Origin of the sequence: Sphingomonas pollutisoli (assembly GCF_029167165.1) — a bacterium.
Lineage (GTDB): Bacteria > Pseudomonadota > Alphaproteobacteria > Sphingomonadales > Sphingomonadaceae > Sphingomonas > Sphingomonas pollutisoli.
Map to the genome: position 1 here is coordinate 362866 of NZ_JARFNJ010000001.1, position 17818 is coordinate 380683.

At 68.0% G+C, this 17818-nt stretch carries 18 protein-coding genes and 1 tRNA gene; 8 read left to right on the forward strand and 11 right to left on the reverse strand.

Annotated features, from left to right (window positions below):
* Nucleotides 1-6 precede the first annotated feature (6 nt).
* The 6 genes from PX554_RS01660 to PX554_RS01685 all read right to left on the reverse strand — a co-directional run bounded on the left by PX554_RS01660 (nt 7) and on the right by PX554_RS01685 (nt 4330).
* On the reverse strand, nt 7-303 hold the full coding sequence (locus PX554_RS01660) for a type II toxin-antitoxin system RelE/ParE family toxin (RefSeq protein WP_275498407.1): 297 nt from the start codon (nt 301-303) through the stop codon (nt 7-9).
* A complete protein-coding gene (locus tag PX554_RS01665; RefSeq protein WP_338061556.1) occupies nt 300-533 on the reverse strand; it encodes a type II toxin-antitoxin system ParD family antitoxin in 234 nt (77 codons plus the stop codon). Before PX554_RS01665 ends, PX554_RS01660 begins: the two co-directional genes overlap by 4 nt.
* A gap of 100 nt (nt 534-633) precedes the next feature.
* Nucleotides 634-1269 carry a 2-dehydro-3-deoxy-6-phosphogalactonate aldolase gene (locus tag PX554_RS01670; RefSeq protein WP_275498410.1) on the reverse strand — a complete coding sequence of 212 codons (636 nt, stop codon included), beginning with the start codon at nt 1267-1269 and terminating at the stop codon, nt 634-636.
* Between the two features lie 9 nt (nt 1270-1278).
* The gene (locus tag PX554_RS01675; protein ID WP_275498411.1) at nt 1279-2160 is read right to left on the reverse strand and encodes a 2-dehydro-3-deoxygalactonokinase; all 882 of its coding nucleotides are present in this window, start codon (nt 2158-2160) and stop codon (nt 1279-1281) included.
* A complete protein-coding gene (locus PX554_RS01680) occupies nt 2157-3032 on the reverse strand; it encodes an SMP-30/gluconolactonase/LRE family protein (RefSeq protein ID WP_275498413.1) in 876 nt (291 codons plus the stop codon). The genes PX554_RS01675 and PX554_RS01680 overlap by 4 nt, the downstream gene beginning before the upstream one ends.
* Nucleotides 3029-4330, reverse strand: a complete 1302-nt coding sequence (locus tag PX554_RS01685) for a sugar MFS transporter (RefSeq protein ID WP_420833409.1) — start codon at nt 4328-4330, stop codon at nt 3029-3031. The genes PX554_RS01680 and PX554_RS01685 overlap by 4 nt, the downstream gene beginning before the upstream one ends.
* A gap of 94 nt (nt 4331-4424) precedes the next feature.
* Between PX554_RS01685 and PX554_RS01690 the strand changes: the two genes are divergently transcribed.
* The 6 genes from PX554_RS01690 (at nt 4425) to PX554_RS01715 (ending at nt 10998) form a co-directional block, all read left to right on the forward strand.
* Entirely contained in the window at nt 4425-6218 is a 1794-nt protein-coding gene (locus tag PX554_RS01690; RefSeq protein WP_275498418.1) for an IlvD/Edd family dehydratase, read from the forward strand.
* Between the two features lie 163 nt (nt 6219-6381).
* Nucleotides 6382-7959 carry an aldehyde dehydrogenase (NADP(+)) gene (locus PX554_RS01695; RefSeq protein ID WP_275498420.1) on the forward strand — a complete coding sequence of 526 codons (1578 nt, stop codon included), beginning with the start codon at nt 6382-6384 and terminating at the stop codon, nt 7957-7959.
* Nucleotides 7956-8930 carry an AraD1 family protein gene (gene araD1 / locus PX554_RS01700; protein WP_275498422.1) on the forward strand — a complete coding sequence of 325 codons (975 nt, stop codon included), beginning with the start codon at nt 7956-7958 and terminating at the stop codon, nt 8928-8930. Before PX554_RS01695 ends, araD1 begins: the two co-directional genes overlap by 4 nt.
* Nucleotides 8927-9853 (forward strand): Gfo/Idh/MocA family protein, encoded by a 927-nt coding sequence (locus PX554_RS01705; RefSeq protein ID WP_275498424.1) that lies wholly within the window; start codon nt 8927-8929, stop codon nt 9851-9853. The genes araD1 and PX554_RS01705 overlap by 4 nt, the downstream gene beginning before the upstream one ends.
* Before the next feature lie 22 nt (nt 9854-9875).
* Entirely contained in the window at nt 9876-10607 is a 732-nt protein-coding gene (locus PX554_RS01710; protein WP_275498427.1) for a FadR/GntR family transcriptional regulator, read from the forward strand.
* 181 nt (nt 10608-10788) lie between these two features.
* Nucleotides 10789-10998, forward strand: a complete 210-nt coding sequence (locus tag PX554_RS01715) for a hypothetical protein (protein ID WP_093225240.1) — start codon at nt 10789-10791, stop codon at nt 10996-10998.
* 50 nt (nt 10999-11048) lie between these two features.
* On the opposite strand, the gene PX554_RS01720 is transcribed toward PX554_RS01715, so the two are convergent.
* Nucleotides 11049-11124: transfer RNA gene (locus tag PX554_RS01720), tRNA-Ala, on the reverse strand.
* Nucleotides 11125-11381: 257 nt separating this feature from the next.
* Here PX554_RS01720 and PX554_RS01725 point away from each other — a divergent pair.
* Nucleotides 11382-12407 carry a DUF2171 domain-containing protein gene (locus tag PX554_RS01725; protein WP_093225239.1) on the forward strand — a complete coding sequence of 342 codons (1026 nt, stop codon included), beginning with the start codon at nt 11382-11384 and terminating at the stop codon, nt 12405-12407.
* A gap of 141 nt (nt 12408-12548) precedes the next feature.
* Here the strand turns inward: PX554_RS01725 and PX554_RS01730 are convergent, their stop codons facing one another.
* The gene (locus PX554_RS01730; protein WP_275498430.1) at nt 12549-13331 is read right to left on the reverse strand and encodes an SDR family NAD(P)-dependent oxidoreductase; all 783 of its coding nucleotides are present in this window, start codon (nt 13329-13331) and stop codon (nt 12549-12551) included.
* Nucleotides 13332-13448: 117 nt separating this feature from the next.
* On the opposite strand from PX554_RS01730, the gene PX554_RS01735 reads away from it, so the two are divergent.
* On the forward strand, nt 13449-15539 hold the full coding sequence (locus PX554_RS01735; RefSeq protein ID WP_093225236.1) for a RelA/SpoT family protein: 2091 nt from the start codon (nt 13449-13451) through the stop codon (nt 15537-15539).
* A gap of 17 nt (nt 15540-15556) precedes the next feature.
* Here PX554_RS01735 and PX554_RS01740 read toward each other — a convergent pair whose 3' ends face one another.
* The 3 genes from PX554_RS01740 to pgi form a co-directional block, all read right to left on the reverse strand.
* Nucleotides 15557-15925, reverse strand: a complete 369-nt coding sequence (locus tag PX554_RS01740) for a type II toxin-antitoxin system VapC family toxin (protein ID WP_275498432.1) — start codon at nt 15923-15925, stop codon at nt 15557-15559.
* Complete coding sequence (locus PX554_RS01745; protein ID WP_093225483.1) at nt 15922-16113, reverse strand: type II toxin-antitoxin system VapB family antitoxin; 192 nt, start codon at nt 16111-16113, stop codon at nt 15922-15924. Before PX554_RS01745 ends, PX554_RS01740 begins: the two co-directional genes overlap by 4 nt.
* Nucleotides 16114-16248: 135 nt before the next feature.
* Nucleotides 16249-17739 carry a glucose-6-phosphate isomerase gene (gene pgi, locus PX554_RS01750; protein ID WP_093225233.1) on the reverse strand — a complete coding sequence of 497 codons (1491 nt, stop codon included), beginning with the start codon at nt 17737-17739 and terminating at the stop codon, nt 16249-16251.
* Nucleotides 17740-17818: the final 79 nt, after the last annotated feature.

Here is a 17818-nt window from a genome sequence, read left to right on the forward strand (position 1 = left end):
TGTCGCCTAAGTGTCCAACCAGCGCTCTATGTCCATCGCCTTGTGCAGCACACGCTGCACGACAACCCGATCCGGTAGCACGTCGTAATAGACCCGATGGCTACCACACGGCACGCTATGAATCGGGGGACGGATGGGGTCATGGCGGCGACTGGCTAACGGATATTCCCGAATGCGGGCAAAGGTCATATCGAAGCGACGTAAGTACGATTCGGCGCGCTCTATGCCGAACGCCTCGGTGCCGTAGGCGAGTATCGCAACCAGATCGGCCTTCGCAGCGTCCGCCAGTGTAAGCGCGATCACGCCTCGACGCGCTGCTCTCGCGCCTCGGCGATGATGCTTTCGATCGTCGCATCGCTTTCCGGCGACGCGCGACCGACATCGATCGCCGCCCGCAGCCGCTCAAGCTGCTCGGTCGCCGCCTGGTCGCGCCGCACCAGATCGCGCACATAGTCGCTGGTGCTGCTGTAATCGCCGTCGGCGACACGCCGCTCCGCCCAGCTCTTGAGCTTGTCGGGGAGCGAGATGTTCATCTGTGCCATATCGCGCTTATACAATTTCGCGCTAATTTTGCCAACGGGCGATTGATCCGAACCGGATATGATGCATCCCCGGTACGACGCCGCCGCGCGACTACTTCGCGACCGCCGCCTTCCAAGCCGCCGTCAGCGCCGCCGCGCGTTCGCCGACCAGCGCGGCGCTGTCGCCGGGCTTGAACAGCGCGCCGCCCACGCCGATGCCTTCCGCGCCGCCCGCGAGCCAATCCTTGAACGTCTCGGCATTGGTGCCACCGACCGCCCACACCGCCACGTCGCGCGGCAGCACCTCGCGCACCGCCTTGAGATAGGCCGGGCCGAGGCTCGCGCCGGGGAACAGCTTGAGCCGGCGCGCGCCGGCGGCGATCGCCTGGAAGGCCTCGCTCGGCGTCATGAAACCCGGCAGCACCTCCAGCCCGAGCGCCACCGCGCGCGAAATTACCGCCGGGTTGGTGTTGGGCGTCACCATCAGCCGACCGCCGGCTTCGACCAAGGTCTCGACCGCCTCGACACTCAGCACCGTGCCGCCGCCGATCAGCGCACGGTCGCCGAACGCCGCGGTGATCGCCGCGATGCTCTTGAGCGGCTCTGGCGAGTTGAACGGGACTTCCAGGATGCGGACACCGTTGTCGATCAGCGCCGCAGCGACGTCGAGCGCCTCATCAGGGCGCAGCCCGCGCAAAATCGCGGCGACCGGGGGCACGCCCTCGCCGAGCAGGTGATCGAGCGTCATTGCAATCTCCTAGGATAAACCGGCGAGCACGCAGGCATCGCCGTCGAGCCGCCGCACGACGGCACCGATCCGTTCAAACGCGGTTTGGTAGCGATCGACGAGGCGCGGATCGCCGATGATGGTCATACGCGCGGCTTCGCCAAGCGCCGCCCGCATCTCGACGATCTCGCCGCCGATCAGCAGCCCGGAGAGATAGCCGAGCGCCCAATCTGGGGTCTTGCCGCCGCGCAATTGCATCGCGCGCGCGCCGAACAGGCCGCTCAGCACTCCGGTCTCGGCGCGAGCCAGTCCAGCCGCGAACCCCTCCGCCTCGGCACCGGCCTCCCCCGCCGCCAGCCCGCGCGCCAGCGTCGAATGCTGGCGCAGCAGTGCGAACAACTCACCGGTGAGGATGGTGCGGAAGCCCGTGATCGCGCCATCCTCGATCACCGCCCATTTGCTGTGCGTGCCCGGCAGGATGATGATGTGCCGCCCCGTCGCCAGAGCGGGCGACAGCGCGAGCGCGCCGTAAAGCTGGGTTTCCTCGCCGCGCATCACGTCGGGCACGCCGCCCGCGTCGGCGCACGCCAGCCCGGCCATGATCGAGACCGGCACGCCGTCGAGCGTCAGGCCGGTTGCCGCCTTCAGCCACGCGTCGCGCGTCGCCGGGCAGTCGGCGTAGGGAACCTCGCGCCAGCCGTCGCGCGCGCCGACCATCCCGCACAGCCGGATCGCTTCGGGCGCGCCCGCCGCCAGCCAAGGCGCGAGCGCACCGCGCAGCACCGCCTCGGGCACGATGCCGGGCGTCCCGATCCCATCGCCGAAGACGCGATCGGTGACGACGCCGGCTTCGACCCGAAACAGCCGCAGCCGCGTCGTGCCCCAGTCACCAAGGACGGTATAACCGCTCACGCGCTCAGCTTCACCTCGCTCAGCGGCACGCCCGGCGCCGGCGCGTCGAACGCGAACAGCCCGCCGGCGAGCGGCTGGCCGTTGAGTTCGGCCTCCGACAGACCTTTGCGCGCGGTGGTGACATAGCCGGTGCTGAGATCCGGGCCACCGAACGTCACCTTGGTCACGTTGGCGCAGGGCATCGGCACCGTCGCGATCAGCGTGCCGTCGGGCGCGTAGCGCCGCGCCTGCCAGCCGCCCCACAGCCCGACCCAAACGCAGCCTTCCGAATCGACCGTCACGCCGTCCGGGTGGCCGTCGGCCTCGGCGATCTTCACGAACACTTCGCCATGCGCGAGGCTGGTGCCGCCCGAGATGTCGCAGCGGTAGATCGTCCGCCCGAGCGTATCGACGTGATAGATCGTGTTGCCGTCGCCGCTCACCGCCGGGCCGTTGGTGATGACGCACTCGCCGCCGACCGCGCGCAGGTCGGTCACGTCGAACACATGGATCGCCCCGGTATTGGCCTCTTCCTCATTGTCCATCGTGCCGAGCCACAGCCGGCCCGAGGCATCGACGGTCGCATCGTTGGTGCGGTTGTGCGCGGGCATGTCGATCTTCGCGACCGGGCCGGTCAGCGTGCCGTCCTCGAGCAGATACAGGCCATCGACCGAGCCGACGAGCAGCTTGCCGCCCTCGGCCGGTACGATGAAGCTCGGCATCCCGCCGACCTCGAACGACTGGCGATCATCGCTCGCCGGATCGTAGCGGTGGACCTTCCCGCCCTTGATGTCGACGAACCACAAGGCGTTCTCGCGGCCGATCCATGCCGGCCCCTCGCCCAATGTCGCCTCGACCGGCCACACGAGCCGGGGTTCGATCATGTCGGTCATTTCGCTTCCTCCGCCGATACCCGGCAGCCCCACAGAGCGTAGAGCAGGACGATCACTTCGCACGCCGCGGTCAGCGCGAACGACGCCTGCAACCCGAAGCGGTCCGCCAGCAACCCCTGCACGAACACGAGCGCGCCGCCCGCGATCGCCATGATCATCAGCCCCGAACCCTCTTCGGTCAGCGGGCCGAGACCGCGGATCGCGAGCGTGAAGATCGTCGGGAACATGATCGAGTGGAACAACCCGACCAGGATCAGCGCCCACATCGCAGCATGGCCGGTGGTGGTCAGCACCGCGAGCATCACCAGCAGCGCGCCGCCCGCGAACACCGCGAGCACGTCCTCGGCGCGGAATTTCTGCATGATCGCCGAGCCGGCGAAGCGGCCGACCATCATCCCGCCCCACAGCAAGGTCAGATATTGCCCGGCCTGCTCATGTGTCAGATCGGCGATATTGGGCTGGCTGACGAAATTGACGAACAGATTGGCCACGCCGATCTCGGCGAGCAGATAGGCGACCATCGTCGGAATGCCGAGCACCAGCGCGCGGTGCTTCCACAGCGACAGGTGCTGGCGCTCTTCCTTGGCGACGCGGCTGGTCGCGTTCTGCCCGATCGCAGGCAGCGGGAAGCGCGCGATCACCACCGCGAGCACCACGAGCACGACCGCGACGAGCAGATACGGCAGCACCACCGAATACGCGTCGGCGAGCCGCTCGGCGGGCGTCAGCACGCGGCCCGCCTTGGCGGTGCCGCTCACGGAGCGACCGAGGATCAGATACGCGCCGAACGCCGGCGCGAGCATCGTGCCGGCCGAGTTCATCGCCTGCACCAGATTGAGCCGCGACGACGCGGTCTCGGGCGACCCGATCACCGCCACATAGGGATTGGCCGCGACCTGGAGCAACGTGATGCCGCTGGCGATGACGAACAGCATGACGAGCGTGACGCCGTACGACGGGATCGAGGCCGCAAGGATCATGCCGAGCGCGCCAGCCGCCATGATGCCAAGCCCGGTGACGAGCGACTTCTGATAGCCGATCCGCTCGATCAGCTTGGCCGATGGAATCGAGGCGAAAAAATAGGCGATGAACCACACCGACTCGATCAGCGTCGTCTGCGTGTAGCTCAGATCGAACACGCTGCGCAGATGCGGCAGCAGCGTGTTGTTGATGACGGTGATGAACCCCCACATGAAGAACAAGGTGGCGAGCAACGTCAGCGCGGGTCCGTAAGACCGACCACCACCCGAGGCGGGGGCCACGGCGCCGCCTCCCGAATTCAAGACTGGACCTGCCACACACCCTCACGTGCTGATTGATTCTGTAATTGTATGAGTATATCTCGCGGTCGGAGCCGTCAATGCGATCGGCACCTTCGCTACGGGAACCGCTATGAGCCACACGCCCCCCAAACTCCGCAGCCGCGCCTGGTTCGACAACCCGGACAATATCGACATGACCGCGCTCTATCTCGAGCGCTATCTCAATTTCGGGCTGAGCCTGGAGGAACTGCAGTCGGGCAAGCCGATCATCGGCATCGCCCAGACCGGCTCCGACCTCTCGCCGTGCAACCGCCATCACCTCGTCCTCGCCGAGCGCGTGCGCGAGGGCATCCGCGAGATGGGCGGCATCGCCATCGAATTCCCGGTCCACCCGATCCAGGAAACCGGCAAGCGCCCGACCGCCGGGCTCGATCGCAACCTTTCGTACCTCGGCCTCGTCGAACTGCTTTACGGCTATCCGCTCGACGGCGTGGTGCTGACGATCGGCTGCGACAAGACCACGCCTGCCTGCCTGATGGCGGCGGCGACGGTGAACATCCCCGCGATCGCGCTGTCGGTCGGGCCGATGCTCAATGGCTGGCACAAGGGCGAGCGCACCGGCTCGGGCACGATCGTGTGGAAGGCGCGGCAGATGCTCGCTGCCGGCGAGATCGACAATGCCGAATTCATCCGCCTCGTCGCCTCCTCGGCGCCGTCGACCGGCTATTGCAACACGATGGGCACTGCGACGACGATGAACTCGCTCACCGAAGCGCTCGGCATGTCGCTGCCCGGCTCGGCGGCGATCCCCGCGCCCTACCGTGACCGCCAGGAAGTCGCCTATCGCACCGGCCGCCGCATCGTCGAGATGGTCGCCGAGGATCTCAAGCCCTCCGACATCCTCACCCGCGAGGCGTTCGAGAATGCGATCGTCGTCAATTCGGCGATCGGCGGATCGACCAACGCGCCGATCCATCTCTCGGCGATCGCGCGCCACGTCGGCGTCGATCTGCCGATCGAGACCTGGCAGGAAAAGGGCCATCAGGTTCCGCTGCTGGTCAACCTCCAGCCGGCCGGCGAATATCTCGGCGAGGATTTCTACCGCGCCGGCGGCGTTCCCGCCGTCACCGCGCAGCTCATCGCGCAGGGGCTGATCCACGAGGGCGCGCTCACCGCCAACGGCAAGACCATGGGCGACAATTGCCGCGACGCGGTCATCGAGGACGAGAAGGTGATCCGCCCGTTCGAGCAGCCGCTCGTCGAGGAAGCCGGCTTCATCGTGCTGCGCGGCAATCTGTTCAACTCGGCGATCATGAAGACCAGCGTGATCTCGCCCGAGTTCCGCGACCGCTATCTGTCGAACCCCGAAGATCCCGACGCGTTCGAAGGCCCGGCGGTGGTGTTCGACGGCCCCGAGGATTATCACCACCGCATCGACGATCCCGCCACGGGCATCACCCCCGAAACGTTGCTGTTCATGCGCGGCGCCGGCCCGATCGGCTATCCGGGCGCGGCCGAGGTCGTCAACATGCGGCCACCGTCGTACCTCATCACCGAGGGCGTGCATGCGCTGCCGTGCATCGGCGACGGCCGCCAGTCGGGCACCTCGGGTAGCCCGTCGATCCTCAACGCCTCGCCCGAAGCGGCGGCGATGGGCGGCCTCGCGCTGATCCGCACCGGCGACCGTGTCCGCATCGATCTCGGCAAGCGTTCGGCCAACGTGCTGATCTCGGACGAGGAACTGGCGGAGCGCCGCGCCGCGCTGACGGCGGAAGGCGGCTTCAAATTCCCCGCCTCGCAGACGCCGTGGCAGGAGATCCAGCGCTCGGTGGTCGGCCAGATGGAAACCGGCGCGATCCTCGAAGGCGCCGAAAAATACCAGCGCATCGCCCAGACCAAGGGCCTGCCGCGCGACAACCATTGATGTGAGCGGTCGCCCTCACCCTTCCCACCGGCTTCGCCGGCGGGCCCCTTCCCTCTCCCATCGGGAGAGGGAGGGAGGCGCCGAAGGCGCCGGAAGGGTGAGGGCGACGAAGCTCTCACGCACGCCTACGACTTCCCCCTGCCCCTGATCCGGAGACATCACCATGTATAACGGAGCCATTCTGATCGGCGCGAGCGAGAGCCGCACCGCCGATACCTTCACCGCGATCAACCCGGCGACCGGCGAAAGCGGCGACGTCGCGTTCAGCAACGCCGGCCCCGCAGAAGTCGCCAAGGCGACCACGCTTGCCGCCGAAGCCTTCCAGACCTTCTCGACGCTGAGCCTCGACGCGCGCGCGACCTTCATCGAGACCGTCGCCGCCAACATCCTCGCGATCAAGGACGATCTCGTCGCGACCGCAATGGCCGAGACGGCGCTGCCCAAGCCGCGCCTCGAAGGCGAGACCGGCCGCACCGTCGGCCAGCTCCGCATGTTCGCGACCGAAGTCCGCGCCGGCCTGTGGCTCGACGCGACGATCGATCCCGCCATGCCCGAGCGTACTCCGCTGCCGCGCGCCGACCTGCGCCGCGTCAACGTCGCGCTCGGACCCGTCGCGGTGTTCGGCGCGTCGAACTTCCCGCTCGCCTTCTCGGTCGCGGGCGGTGACACCGCCGCCGCGTTCGCGGCCGGCTGCCCGGTCGTGGTCAAGGGCCATCCCGCGCATCCCGGCACCGGCGAGCTGGTCGCGCGCGCGATCCAGCAGGCGGTCGCGTCGTGCGGTCTGCCGGAAGGCGTGTTCTCGTACCTGCCCGGCACCACCAACGAACTCGGCGGCGCGCTCGTCGCCGATCCGCGCATCAAGGCGGTCGGCTTCACCGGCTCGCGCGGCGGTGGTCTGGCGCTCGTCAAGATCGCCAGCCAGCGTGACGAGCCGATCCCGGTCTATGCCGAAATGTCGAGCATCAACCCCGTCGTGCTCCTACCCGGCGCGCTCGCCGCGCGCGCCGAGGCGCTCGGCCCCGCCTTCGTCGGCTCGCTGACGCTCGGCGCCGGCCAGTTCTGCACCAATCCCGGCCTGGTCATCGCGATCGACGACCCCGATCTCGAAACCTTCGTCGCCTCCGCCGCCAAGGCGCTGACGGCGGCGCAGCCCGCAGTGATGCTCACCCCTGGCATCCACGCCAGCTTCGAACGCGGCGTCGAGGAACTGGCGAGCCACGAGGCCGTCAAGACGGTCGCGCGCGGCTGTGTCGGCGAGGGCGTCAACCAGGCGGTCGGCGCGCTGTTCACCACCGAGGCGGAGAAGTTCGAGGCCGACGTGGCGCTGTCGCATGAGGTGTTCGGCTCGTCGTCGATCCTCGTGCGCTGCAAGGACATCGGCGAGATCAAGACGGTCATCGCCAATCTCGAAGGCCAGCTCACCGCGACGATCCAGAGCGAGGCGAGCGACAATGACGCCGCCGCCGAACTGCTGCCCGCGCTGCAAGCCAAGGTCGGCCGCATCCTGTTCAACGGCTGGCCGACCGGCGTCGAAGTGACGCATGCGATGGTGCATGGCGGCCCCTTCCCCTCCACCTCGGATGGCCGCAGCACCTCGGTCGGCACGCTCGCGATGGCGCGCTTCCTGCGCCCCGTCTGCTATCAGGACACGCCAGACGCGCTGTTGCCGCCGGCGCTTCAGGCGGCCAACCCGTGGGGTATCACGCGCCGCGTGAACGGCGCGTTGGAGCAGGCCAAGTGATCCGTTCGCTCGTCCAGTTCGCCGAAGGCGATACGCGCGGCGTCGCCGCGCTCGACGCGAGCGGCGCGGCGCGGCGGGTGGTCGGCGCGACCACCACGCTCGCGCTGGCGCAGCAGGCGATCGCGGCAGGCTCCAGCCTCTCCGCGACCGCCGAGGCGGCGCTGGGCGACGCGATCGATCTCGCCAGCGTTCGGTTGCTGTCGCCGATCGATCACGAAGATCCGGCACACACGCTGGTCAGCGGCACGGGTCTCACGCACCTCGGCTCGGCCGAGGGCCGCGACAAGATGCACAAGGCCGCCGCGAACTCGCAGACCGATTCGATGAAGATGTTCCTGATGGGCGTCGAAGGCGGCAAGCCCGCCGATGGCGGCATCGGCGCGCAGCCCGAATGGTTCTACAAGGGCGACGGCGGCATCCTCGTCGATCCCGGCACCCCGCTGACCATGCCGGCGTTCGCCGAGGATGGCGGCGAGGAACCCGAGATCGCCGGCATCTACCTGATCGACGCGGACGGCGCGCCCGTCCGGCTCGGCTTCGCGCTCGGCAACGAATTCTCGGATCACGTCACCGAACGCGGCAATTACCTGTGGCTCGCGCATTCGAAGCTCCGCCAGGCCGCGCTCGCCCCCGAACTGCGGCTCGGCGATCTGCCCGAGGACGTGCGCGGCACCAGCCGCATCGTCCGGGGTGGCGAGGTGCTGTGGGAGAAGCCGTTCGTATCGGGCGAGGCGAACATGTCGCACAGCCTCGCCAATCTCGAGCATCATCACTTCAAATATGCCGGCTTCCTCCGCCCCGGTTCGCTCCACGTCCACTTCTTCGGCACCGCCACCCTGTCCTTCTCGGACGGTGCGCGCACGCAGGTCGGCGACGTGTTCGAGGTCGAGGCGGACGCCTTCCTGCTGCCGGTGCGCAACCCGCTCGCGCGCGCTGAGGACGCGGGCATGGCGAAGGTCCGCGCACTGTGAGCGGACTGAAGCTCGGGCTGGTCGGGCTCGGCAAGATCGCGCGGGACCAGCATCTGCCCGCGATCGCCAGGACCGACGGGATCGACCTTGTCGCGGTCGCCAGCCGCAACGCCAAGGGTGACGGCGTCGCGAACTACACCGATCTCGCCGCGATGCTGGCTGGGTCGCCCGAGTTGAACGCGATCGTGCTGTGCCAGCCGCCGCAGGCGCGCTTCGAGGCGGCGGTGGCGGCGCTCACCGCCGGCAAGCACGTCTTCCTCGAAAAGCCACCCGGCGCGACCGTCTCCGAAGTCGAGGCGCTGATCGCGCTCGCCCGCACGCAGGGCGTCAGCCTGTTCGCGAGCTGGCACTCGCGCTACGCCGCCGCCGTCGCCGCCGCGCGCGACTGGATCGCGCAGACGAGCATCCGCAGCATCGATATCGCGTGGAAGGAAGATGTCCGTCACTGGCATCCCGGCCAGCCGTGGATCTGGGAAGCGGGCGGCTTCGGCGTGTTCGATCCCGGCATCAACGCGCTGTCGATCCTCACCGAGATCGTGCCCGACCGCGTGTCGCTGCTCGGCGCGACGCTTGAAGTGCCGTCGAACTGCCAGGCCCCGATCGGTGCGACGCTGACGATGCGCACCGGCGCGGGCGCGGCGATCGACACCGTGTTCGACTGGCGGCAGACTGGCCCGCAGAGCTGGGACATCACCGTCGAGACCGACGCGGGCACGCTGCGGCTCGCCGAGGGCGGCAACCGCTGGTTCATCGGCGATGCCGAGCAGCCCGCCGGCGCCGAGGAGGAATACCCCGCGATGTACCGCCGCTTCGTCGATATCGCCAATCGCAACGAGATCGACGTCGATCTCGCCCCGCTGCAACTGGTCGCCGATGCGTTCCTGTGCGGCCGCCACGTCGCCACGGAGGCGTTTCACGACTGAGCCGGAGGTTGGGGAGGCGCGCTTGGATCACGACACGGGGAACGAACCGGGCGCGCCCAAATCGCCGCTCCGCATCCACCAGACGATCGCCCGGGATCTCGGCATCGCCATCCTCAACGGGCGGCACCCGCCCGGCACGCTGTTCGAGGGCGAGATCGAAAGCGCCGGGCGGCTCCACGTCTCGCGCACCGCCTACCGCGAGGCGGTGCGTATCCTCGCCGCCAAGGGGCTGATCGAGAGCCGCCCCAAGGCGGGCACCCGCGTCACGCCGCGCGCGCGCTGGAACCTGCTCGATCCCGATCTGCTCGCCTGGATGTTCAGCGACGAGCCCGATCCCCAATTCGTCCGCGATCTGTTCGAACTGCGCGGCATCATCGAACCCGCCGCCGCCGAACTCGCCGCCACACGCCGCACCGACGCGCACCTCGCCGAGCTGGCCGCCGCGCTCGATCAGATGCGCACGCACCGCCTCTCCACCCCCGCCGGCCGCGCCGCCGACCAGCGCTTCCACCACGCGATCCTCGCCGCCGCGCACAATGCCGCGCTCGCTAGCCTGGCGGGATCGGTCGGCGCGGCGGTGAGTTGGACCACCACCTTCAAGCACCGCAAGCAGCGCCTGCCGCGCGATCCGATCGTCGATCACGAAGCCGTGATGCGGGCGATCGCGGCGGGCGACGCACCGGGCGCGCGCGCGGCGATGCGCGCGCTGCTCGGGCACGCGCTCGCCGATATGGACCTCGCGCTGACGGGTTGATTACACCTGCATAATACCTGGATGATGCGGCCGTAATCGCCCAATCAAAAACGTTTCCACACCCGCCCGCGCCATTGGCAACCCCCCGCCCGCCCCGTATAGGTCCATTCCGGATGGGTTGAGTCGTGCGGGGGGCGCGACAAACCGTTCGGTTGCGCGTTTCGCGATATAGGAGCTAGGGGTGGCGGTCTTTCTGGTGTGTGCGGTCGCGGCCTTCGTGATCGCCTTCGTGGCCTATGCCATATATCTGCGCCGTCGCGACGCAGCCGCGCGTCGCGCGTGGGAGCAGCATTGTAACGAACAGGCGCTCGCCAACAACGCCGCGCTTGCCGCGCGACGCTCGGCCGCCCGGCCCGAAAAGACCGATCAAAACGTGACGGTGGACCGCTGACCTTCCCGTTCGGCCGCGCCCCGCGGCCTTGCCATCAGCCGCCCGGCGGCTGGTGGAGCTGAGGGGAATCGAACCCCTGACCTCTGCAGTGCGATTGCAGCGCTCTCCCATCTGAGCTACAGCCCCGTGCCACGCCGTGGATGCGGGACCACGCCTGTAGCCGCGCTTTTTCGGCGATGCAACGCCCGCCAGCGCAAATTTTCATCGACGTGAGACCACCTGTGGCGCTGCGATGAGCCGCGCCTGCGCTGCGGCGGCACGCGACACCCGGCGGCCGGCGCGTCGGAACAATCGCCGCGCTCATCCCTTCTTTGCAGGCAACCGACAGGCAGGCGCGAATGCCGCCGCCGGTCGCAGCACGACCGTCTCAGGAGGACGCCATCATGCCTTACGACCGTTATCCCCAGAACGACCCCGGCACCTATAGCCATAGCCCGGACCCGGACATCCAGGGCCGCGACTATGGCTCGGGCCGCGACTATACCTATTCCAGCGCGCGCGACTATCAGGCCGCCGGCGCGTTCGACCGTGATCGCGATCGCGGCGATTATGACCGCAACCGCGACTATGGCTACGGCGGCCGCGATTACGGTTATGCGGGCCGCGAGCGAGGGCGCTATTTCGGCGGCCGGGACGGCAACCGCGATTTCGACGGGCGCGGCTACGCGCGTGACCGCAGCAATTTCGGCGGCGGTGAATATCGCGGCAGCTACGGCAGCCACGGGCGCCGCTACACCGAAACCGGCGGACGCGACCAGGCGCGCGATTATGGCCGCCAGCCGCAAGGCTATGATTATGAGGATCGCGGCTTCTTCGATCGCGCCGGCGACGAGGTCCGCTCGTGGTTCGGTGACGAGGAGGCCGAGCGCCGCCGCGAGCTCGATTCGCGGTACGACGATCGCCGCGATCACTCGCACCAGGGCGCGTCCTATGGCCGCGACCATGATTATCATCAGTGGCGCCGCAGCCAGATCGACGCGCTCGATCGCGACTATCACGAATATCGCACCGAAAACCGTTCAAAGTTCGAAAACGAGTTCGGCGCGTGGCGGAACGAGCGCCAGACCCAGCGCGGCGCGCTCGCCAAGGTCGAGGAGCATTTCGAGGTGATCGGGTCGGACGGCCAGCATATCGGCACGGTCGACAAGGTGCGCGGCGACCGCATCATCCTCACCAAGAGCGATGCGGATGCCGGCGGCCATCACCATTCGATCCCCTCGCGCTGGATCGATTCGGTCGATGCCAAGCAGGTCCGGGTCCGCAAGACCGCTGAGGAGGCCAAGGCGCATTGGCGCGACGAGGATCGCAACACCGCTTTCTTCAACGAGAACGGCGACGATCGCGACGCGAACCGCACCACCTCGGCCAACGACCGGTCGCTCAACCGCAGCTTCTCGGGCACGTACTGAGGACTCGCCCGGCGCGCAAAACGCGCCGGGTCCGACCGAAAAAGGCGGGCGGGCGCCACTCCGGCGCCCGCCTTTTTTGATCTTCGGGCGCGCGCCGCCCGCCGGCTCGTCCCGAGCGAACGATGATTCCGCTCTAAGGCGTCACCCCGCGAGCATCTTCTGCACCCGCGCCGAGACGCGCCGCGTCAGCGCGCGCGGCAGCAACCCGACCGAGCCCGCCACCGCCGCGTTCATCGCGCCGGACACCTTGATCGCGCGCGCCCGCGCCAGCGCGCTCATGCCGTCGCGCACCACCGTCTCGGGATCGGCGGCGTTCTTCTCGAAGAACGGGCTCGCACCCATGCCGGCGATATCGGCGAACTCGGTCCGCGTCGGCCCTGGGCACAACGCCGTCACGCGCACGCCGCTCGCGCGCACCTCCTCGTGCAGCGCTTCGGAGAAACTCAGCACGAACGCCTTGGTCGCATAATAGACCGCCATCCCCGGCCCCGGCTGAAACGCCGCGGTCGAGGCGATATTGAGGATGCCGCCACGCCGCATCCGCACCATGCGCGGCAGCACCGCATGGGCAAGCTCGACCAGCGCGCGGCAGTTGAGGTCGATCATCGCCGTCTGCGCCGCGCCGTCGCTCTGCGCGAAGGCGCCCCGCACCCCGAAGCCGGCGTTGTTGATGAGCGTATCCACCACCAGCCCGCGCGCGGCGATCCCGCGCATCAGCTCAGCGACCGCCCCCGCCGCGCCGAGATCGCACGCGATCACGCTCGCCGTCGCCCCGGTCGCGGCGATCCGCGCCGCCAGCGCCTCGAGCCGGTCCGCCCGCCGCGCGACGAGGATCACGTCATGCCCCGCCGCCGCCGTGCGCTCGGCGAACAGCGCGCCCAATCCGGCGGATGCGCCGGTGATCAACCAGGTCTCGCGTGCCATCGCCTTCGCCTCTCCTCGTGCCGGAAACGTGGCAACAATCACACCGTCCCGGAAAAGCCCATCGCCGCGATCAAGATTGTGTTGCCAATCCGCCCGTCACGCCCCCATCTTACCGCCGTGCTACGACAATATGAACTGGTCGATCGGGTACTTAGCTACGATCCGGACGCCGACGAGGCGTTGCTCAACCGCGCCTATGTCTTTTCGGTACAGGCGCATGGCACGCAGAAGCGCGCATCGGGCGACCCGTATTTCAGCCACCCGATCGAGGTGGCGGGCATCCTGACCGACCTTCGCCTCGACGACGAGACGATCGCCACCGCGATTCTCCACGACACCGTCGAGGATACCGTCGCCACGCCCGAGCAGATCGAGAAGATCTTCGGCCCCTCGGTCGCGCGGCTGGTCGATGGCGTCACCAAACTCTCCAAGATCGAGGCGCAGACCGAGAACGAGCGCGCGGCGGAAAACCTCCGCAAGTTCCTGCTCGCCATGTCGGACGATATCCGCGTGCTGCTGGTCAAGCTTGCCGACCGGCTGCACAACATGCGCACGCTGCACTTCATCGCCAAGCCCGAGAAGCGCCGCCGCATCGCGCGCGAGACGCTCGACATCTACGCGCCGCTCGCCGAGCGGATCGGCATGTACGAATTCATGAAGGAGATGCAGACGCTCGCCTTCCAGCAGCTCGAACCCGAAGCCTATGAATCGATCACCCGCCGGCTCGCGCAATTGCAGGAAGGCGGCGGGGACCGCATCGCCAAGATCGGCTCGGGCCTTAAGCTGCTGCTCTCGCGCCACGGCATCGAGGCCGAGATCACGGGCCGCGAGAAACACCCCTATTCGATCTGGAAGAAGACCAACGAGCGCGACATCAGCTTCGAACAGCTCTCCGACATCATGGCGTTCCGCGCGATCGTGCCGAGCGAGGAGGAATGCTACGCGGCGCTCGGCGCGATCCACCGGCGCTGGCCGATGGTGCCGGGGCGGTTCAAGGATTACATCTCGACCCCCAAGCGCAACGGCTATCGCTCGCTCCACACCTCGGTGATCCACGCCGAGAACCGCCGCATCGAAATCCAGATCCGCACGCCGGAGATGCACAAGGAGGCCGAACTCGGGCTCGCCGCGCACTGGGCGTACAAGCAGGACAAGGTCCGCCCCGAAACGCAGGTGAGCTGGATCCGCGACCTCATCGAAATCCTCGACACCGCCGACAGCCCCGAGGAGCTGCTCGAACATACCCGCATGGCGATGTATCAGGATCGCATCTTCGCCTTCACCCCCAAGGGCGAGCTGCACCAATTGCCCAAGGGCGCGACGCCGATCGACTTCGCCTATGCGGTCCACACCGATCTCGGCGATCAGGCGGTCGGCGCGAAGATCAACGGCCGCGTCGTGCCGCTGCGCACGCTGATCGAGAATGGCGATCAGGTGCAGATCCTGCGTTCCAAGGCGCAGCACCCCCAGCCCAATTGGATGAACTTCGCGATCACCGGCAAGGCGCGCGCGGCGATCCGCCGGTACCTGCGCCAGTCCGAACGCGACGAGACGCAGGCGCTAGGGCGCAAGCTCTACGAGGAGGTCGTCTCGCGCCTGCCCGCGCCGATCGGCGCCGACGCGATCAAGCTCGCGCTGACCCGGCTCAAGCTCCCCGACGAGGCGACGCTGATGGAGGCGATCGCGCGCCGCCGCATTCCCGATGCCGACGTGATGGAAGCGCTGATGCCCGGCTCGGTCGAGGCGAGCGGCCAACGGCAGGTGCCGCCGCAGACCAAGGCGATCTCGATCCGCGGTCTCACCCCCGGCGTCGCCTATGATCTCGCCGAATGCTGCCACCCGATTCCCGGCGACCGCATCGTCGGCCTGCGCCGGCCCGATCAGGGCATCGAGGTCCATGTCATCGACTGCCCGGTGCTGGCGCGCGCCGACGATGCCGACTGGATCGATCTCGCCTGGGGCGACAAGACCGAAGGCGGCACCGCGCGAATCTCGGTGGGGGTGAAGAACGAACCCGGCGCGCTCGGCACGATCGCGACGATCATCGGCGCGCAAAAGGCCAATATCGTCAACATGCGGCTCGACAACCGCGACACGGGTTTGCACACCAACACCTTCGATATCGAAGTCCACGATACCCAGCATCTGATGCGCCTGATCGCCGCGCTGCGCGCCGCCGACGCGGTCAACGGCGTCGAACGGGTCTAGCTCTGACCCCGCTCTGCTCAGGGCAGGTCGGCGGCAATACCGAGTTCAGCGGCAATCGCGCGCAAGCGTTTATCGCGTGTCCAAAGCGTCGAGCCTGCCGTCAAGCGCACGCTCGCCAGCAAATGGGCGTCGATATAGCCGATGCCACGCCCATGCAGGCTATGGCGCGTGATGAAGCCGATCGTTTCCGCGGTGTCGGCCACCACCGCCAAGGGTAGATCCTGCAAGGCGGCAAGGATCACGTCTCGTTGGCGCAGGCTCCCAAGGGCCAGTTCGCCAATGACGAACGGATGCCCCAGTACCCCGTTGCGCTCCAGCAGCGCCGTCAGCGCCCCATCGCCGCCGCGTAGATGATCGATCCAGACCGAACTATCGACCAGAATCATTCGGCACGGCGGCGCGGGGCTGCAACGGCTTCAGGTTCACTCCCGCCAAGGCGCGCGAGGCGGCGGGCGCTCTCGCGTTCGATCAGCGCCGTCAGCGCTTCGCGCACCAGCGCCGACTTCTCCTTGAGGCCGGTGAATGCCTGCGCCTTGGCGACCAAATCATCGTCGAGAGCGAGTGTGGTACGCATCGAAACCTCCATCACAGGCACGACAATAGCATCGAATGACGCCCGATTCCATGCAATACCCGTCAGTTCAACGGCAGCAGGCGTGGCCCATTGGCGAAAGGGATGAGGGCGAGTGGTAACCACCCGGCCCCGAGATCACCCGAACGCGCGCTTGATGAGGTCTGCGGTCGAGACGTCGAACTCCTGCCCGCCCGCATCCGCCGCCTTGGCCATTTCCTTGCCGAGCTCGACTCCGAACTGGTCGAACGAGTTGATGCCGAGCAGCACGCCGCTGACGAACGTGCGATGCTCGTAGAAGGCGATCAGCGCGCCCAGCGTGCGCGCATCGAGCGTGTCGAGCAGGATCGTCGAGGACGGCCGATCGCCCGAATAGGCGCGCGCCTTGTCGGCATTGTCGCGGCCCGCCATCAGCGCGGCGCCTTGCGCGAACGCGTTGAGCAGCAACTGGCGGTGGTGGTCTTCGCTCAGCGTATCGCCCGGCTCGATCACCGCGACGAACTCGACCGGCACGAGATGCGTGCCCTGGTGGAGCAACTGGAACACCGCATGCTGCGCATCGGTGCCGACCCCGCCCCAGGTGATCGGCGCGCTCGGCCGGGTGAGCGGCGTGCCGTCGATCGTCACGCCCTTGCCGTTCGATTCCATCTCGAGCTGCTGGAGGTACGACGGCAGCAGCCGCAGCCGCTCGTCATAGGCGAAGGTCGCACGCGTCTCGCAGTGGCGGACCTGCGCGTAATAGAGATCGGCGAAGGCGGCGAGGGCGGGCGCGTTCTCGCCGAGCGCGGTCAGCTTGAAATGCCGGTCCATCTCGGCCGCGCCTTCGAGCAGCTCGGCGAACTCGTCCCAGCCGAGCGCGAGCGCGGCCGGAAAGCCGATCGACGACCACAAGGAATAGCGCCCGCCGACCGATTCCGCGAACGGCAGCACGCGGGTCTCGTCCACGCCCCACTCGACCGCCTTGTCGGGGTCGGCGGTCAGCGCGACGACGCGGCCGTACACGTCCTCGACACCGCCTTCGGCCATCCATTGCAGCACGCTCTCGGCGTTGAGCATGGTCTCCTTGGTGGTGAAGGTCTTGGAGGCGACCACCAGCAGCGTCGCGGTGGGGTCGAACTTGGCGAACGCCTCCTCCAGCGCCGCACCATCGACGTTGGAGACGATCGCGACGTCGTAGCGCCCGGATTCGCGCCCCAGCGCATCGACGAGCAGATCGGGGCCGAGCGCCGACCCGCCGATGCCGACATGCAGGATATGCTCGATCGGCCCGAGCGCCTCGCCTTCGATCGCGTCGATCAGTGCGCGCATGCGGGCGTGAAGCGCCTGCGCCTTGGCGACGTCCTCCTCGGCGCCCTCGCCGCGCTCGGCGACGTGCGTGACCGAACGGCCCTCGGTGGTGTTGATGACCTTGCCCGCGAACAAAGCCTCGCGCTTGCCGGCGAGATCCTGCGCCTTGGCGAGCGCCTCGAACGCCGCGACCGCATCCTTGGTGAGATGCGTCTTCGACCAGTCGAAATGCAGCCCGGCGACATCGAGGCTGAAGCTGTCGAGCCGCCCCGCGTCCGCGGCGAAGAGATCGGTGAGCTTGGTGGCGGGGAGCTGTTCGATCGCGGTCCAGTCGGCAGGCATGGGCACCTCGGTATTGGGGGTAGGAACGGTTGGTGAGATCGTCCTAGTCGCACCACTTTGCAACCGCCAGCTTGACGCG

What these genes read in the sequence shown, in the direction of transcription:
- PX554_RS01665 (WP_338061556.1), bottom strand. Translation starts at nt 533, where the DNA reads ATGAACATCTCGCTCCCCGACAAGCTCAAGAGCTGGGCGGAGCGGCGT.
- PX554_RS01670 (WP_275498410.1), bottom strand. Translation starts at nt 1,269, where the DNA reads ATGACGCTCGATCACCTGCTCGGCGAGGGCGTGCCCCCGGTCGCCGCG.
- PX554_RS01680 (WP_275498413.1), bottom strand. Translation starts at nt 3,032, where the DNA reads ATGACCGACATGATCGAACCCCGGCTCGTGTGGCCGGTCGAGGCGACA.
- PX554_RS01690 (WP_275498418.1), top strand. Translation starts at nt 4,425, where the DNA reads ATGAGCCACACGCCCCCCAAACTCCGCAGCCGCGCCTGGTTCGACAAC.
- PX554_RS01695 (WP_275498420.1), top strand. Translation starts at nt 6,382, where the DNA reads ATGTATAACGGAGCCATTCTGATCGGCGCGAGCGAGAGCCGCACCGCC.
- PX554_RS01725 (WP_093225239.1), top strand. Translation starts at nt 11,382, where the DNA reads ATGCCTTACGACCGTTATCCCCAGAACGACCCCGGCACCTATAGCCAT.
- PX554_RS01730 (WP_275498430.1), bottom strand. Translation starts at nt 13,331, where the DNA reads ATGGCACGCGAGACCTGGTTGATCACCGGCGCATCCGCCGGATTGGGC.
- PX554_RS01740 (WP_275498432.1), bottom strand. Translation starts at nt 15,925, where the DNA reads ATGATTCTGGTCGATAGTTCGGTCTGGATCGATCATCTACGCGGCGGC.
- PX554_RS01745 (WP_093225483.1), bottom strand. Translation starts at nt 16,113, where the DNA reads ATGCGTACCACACTCGCTCTCGACGATGATTTGGTCGCCAAGGCGCAG.
- pgi (WP_093225233.1), bottom strand. Translation starts at nt 17,739, where the DNA reads ATGCCTGCCGACTGGACCGCGATCGAACAGCTCCCCGCCACCAAGCTC.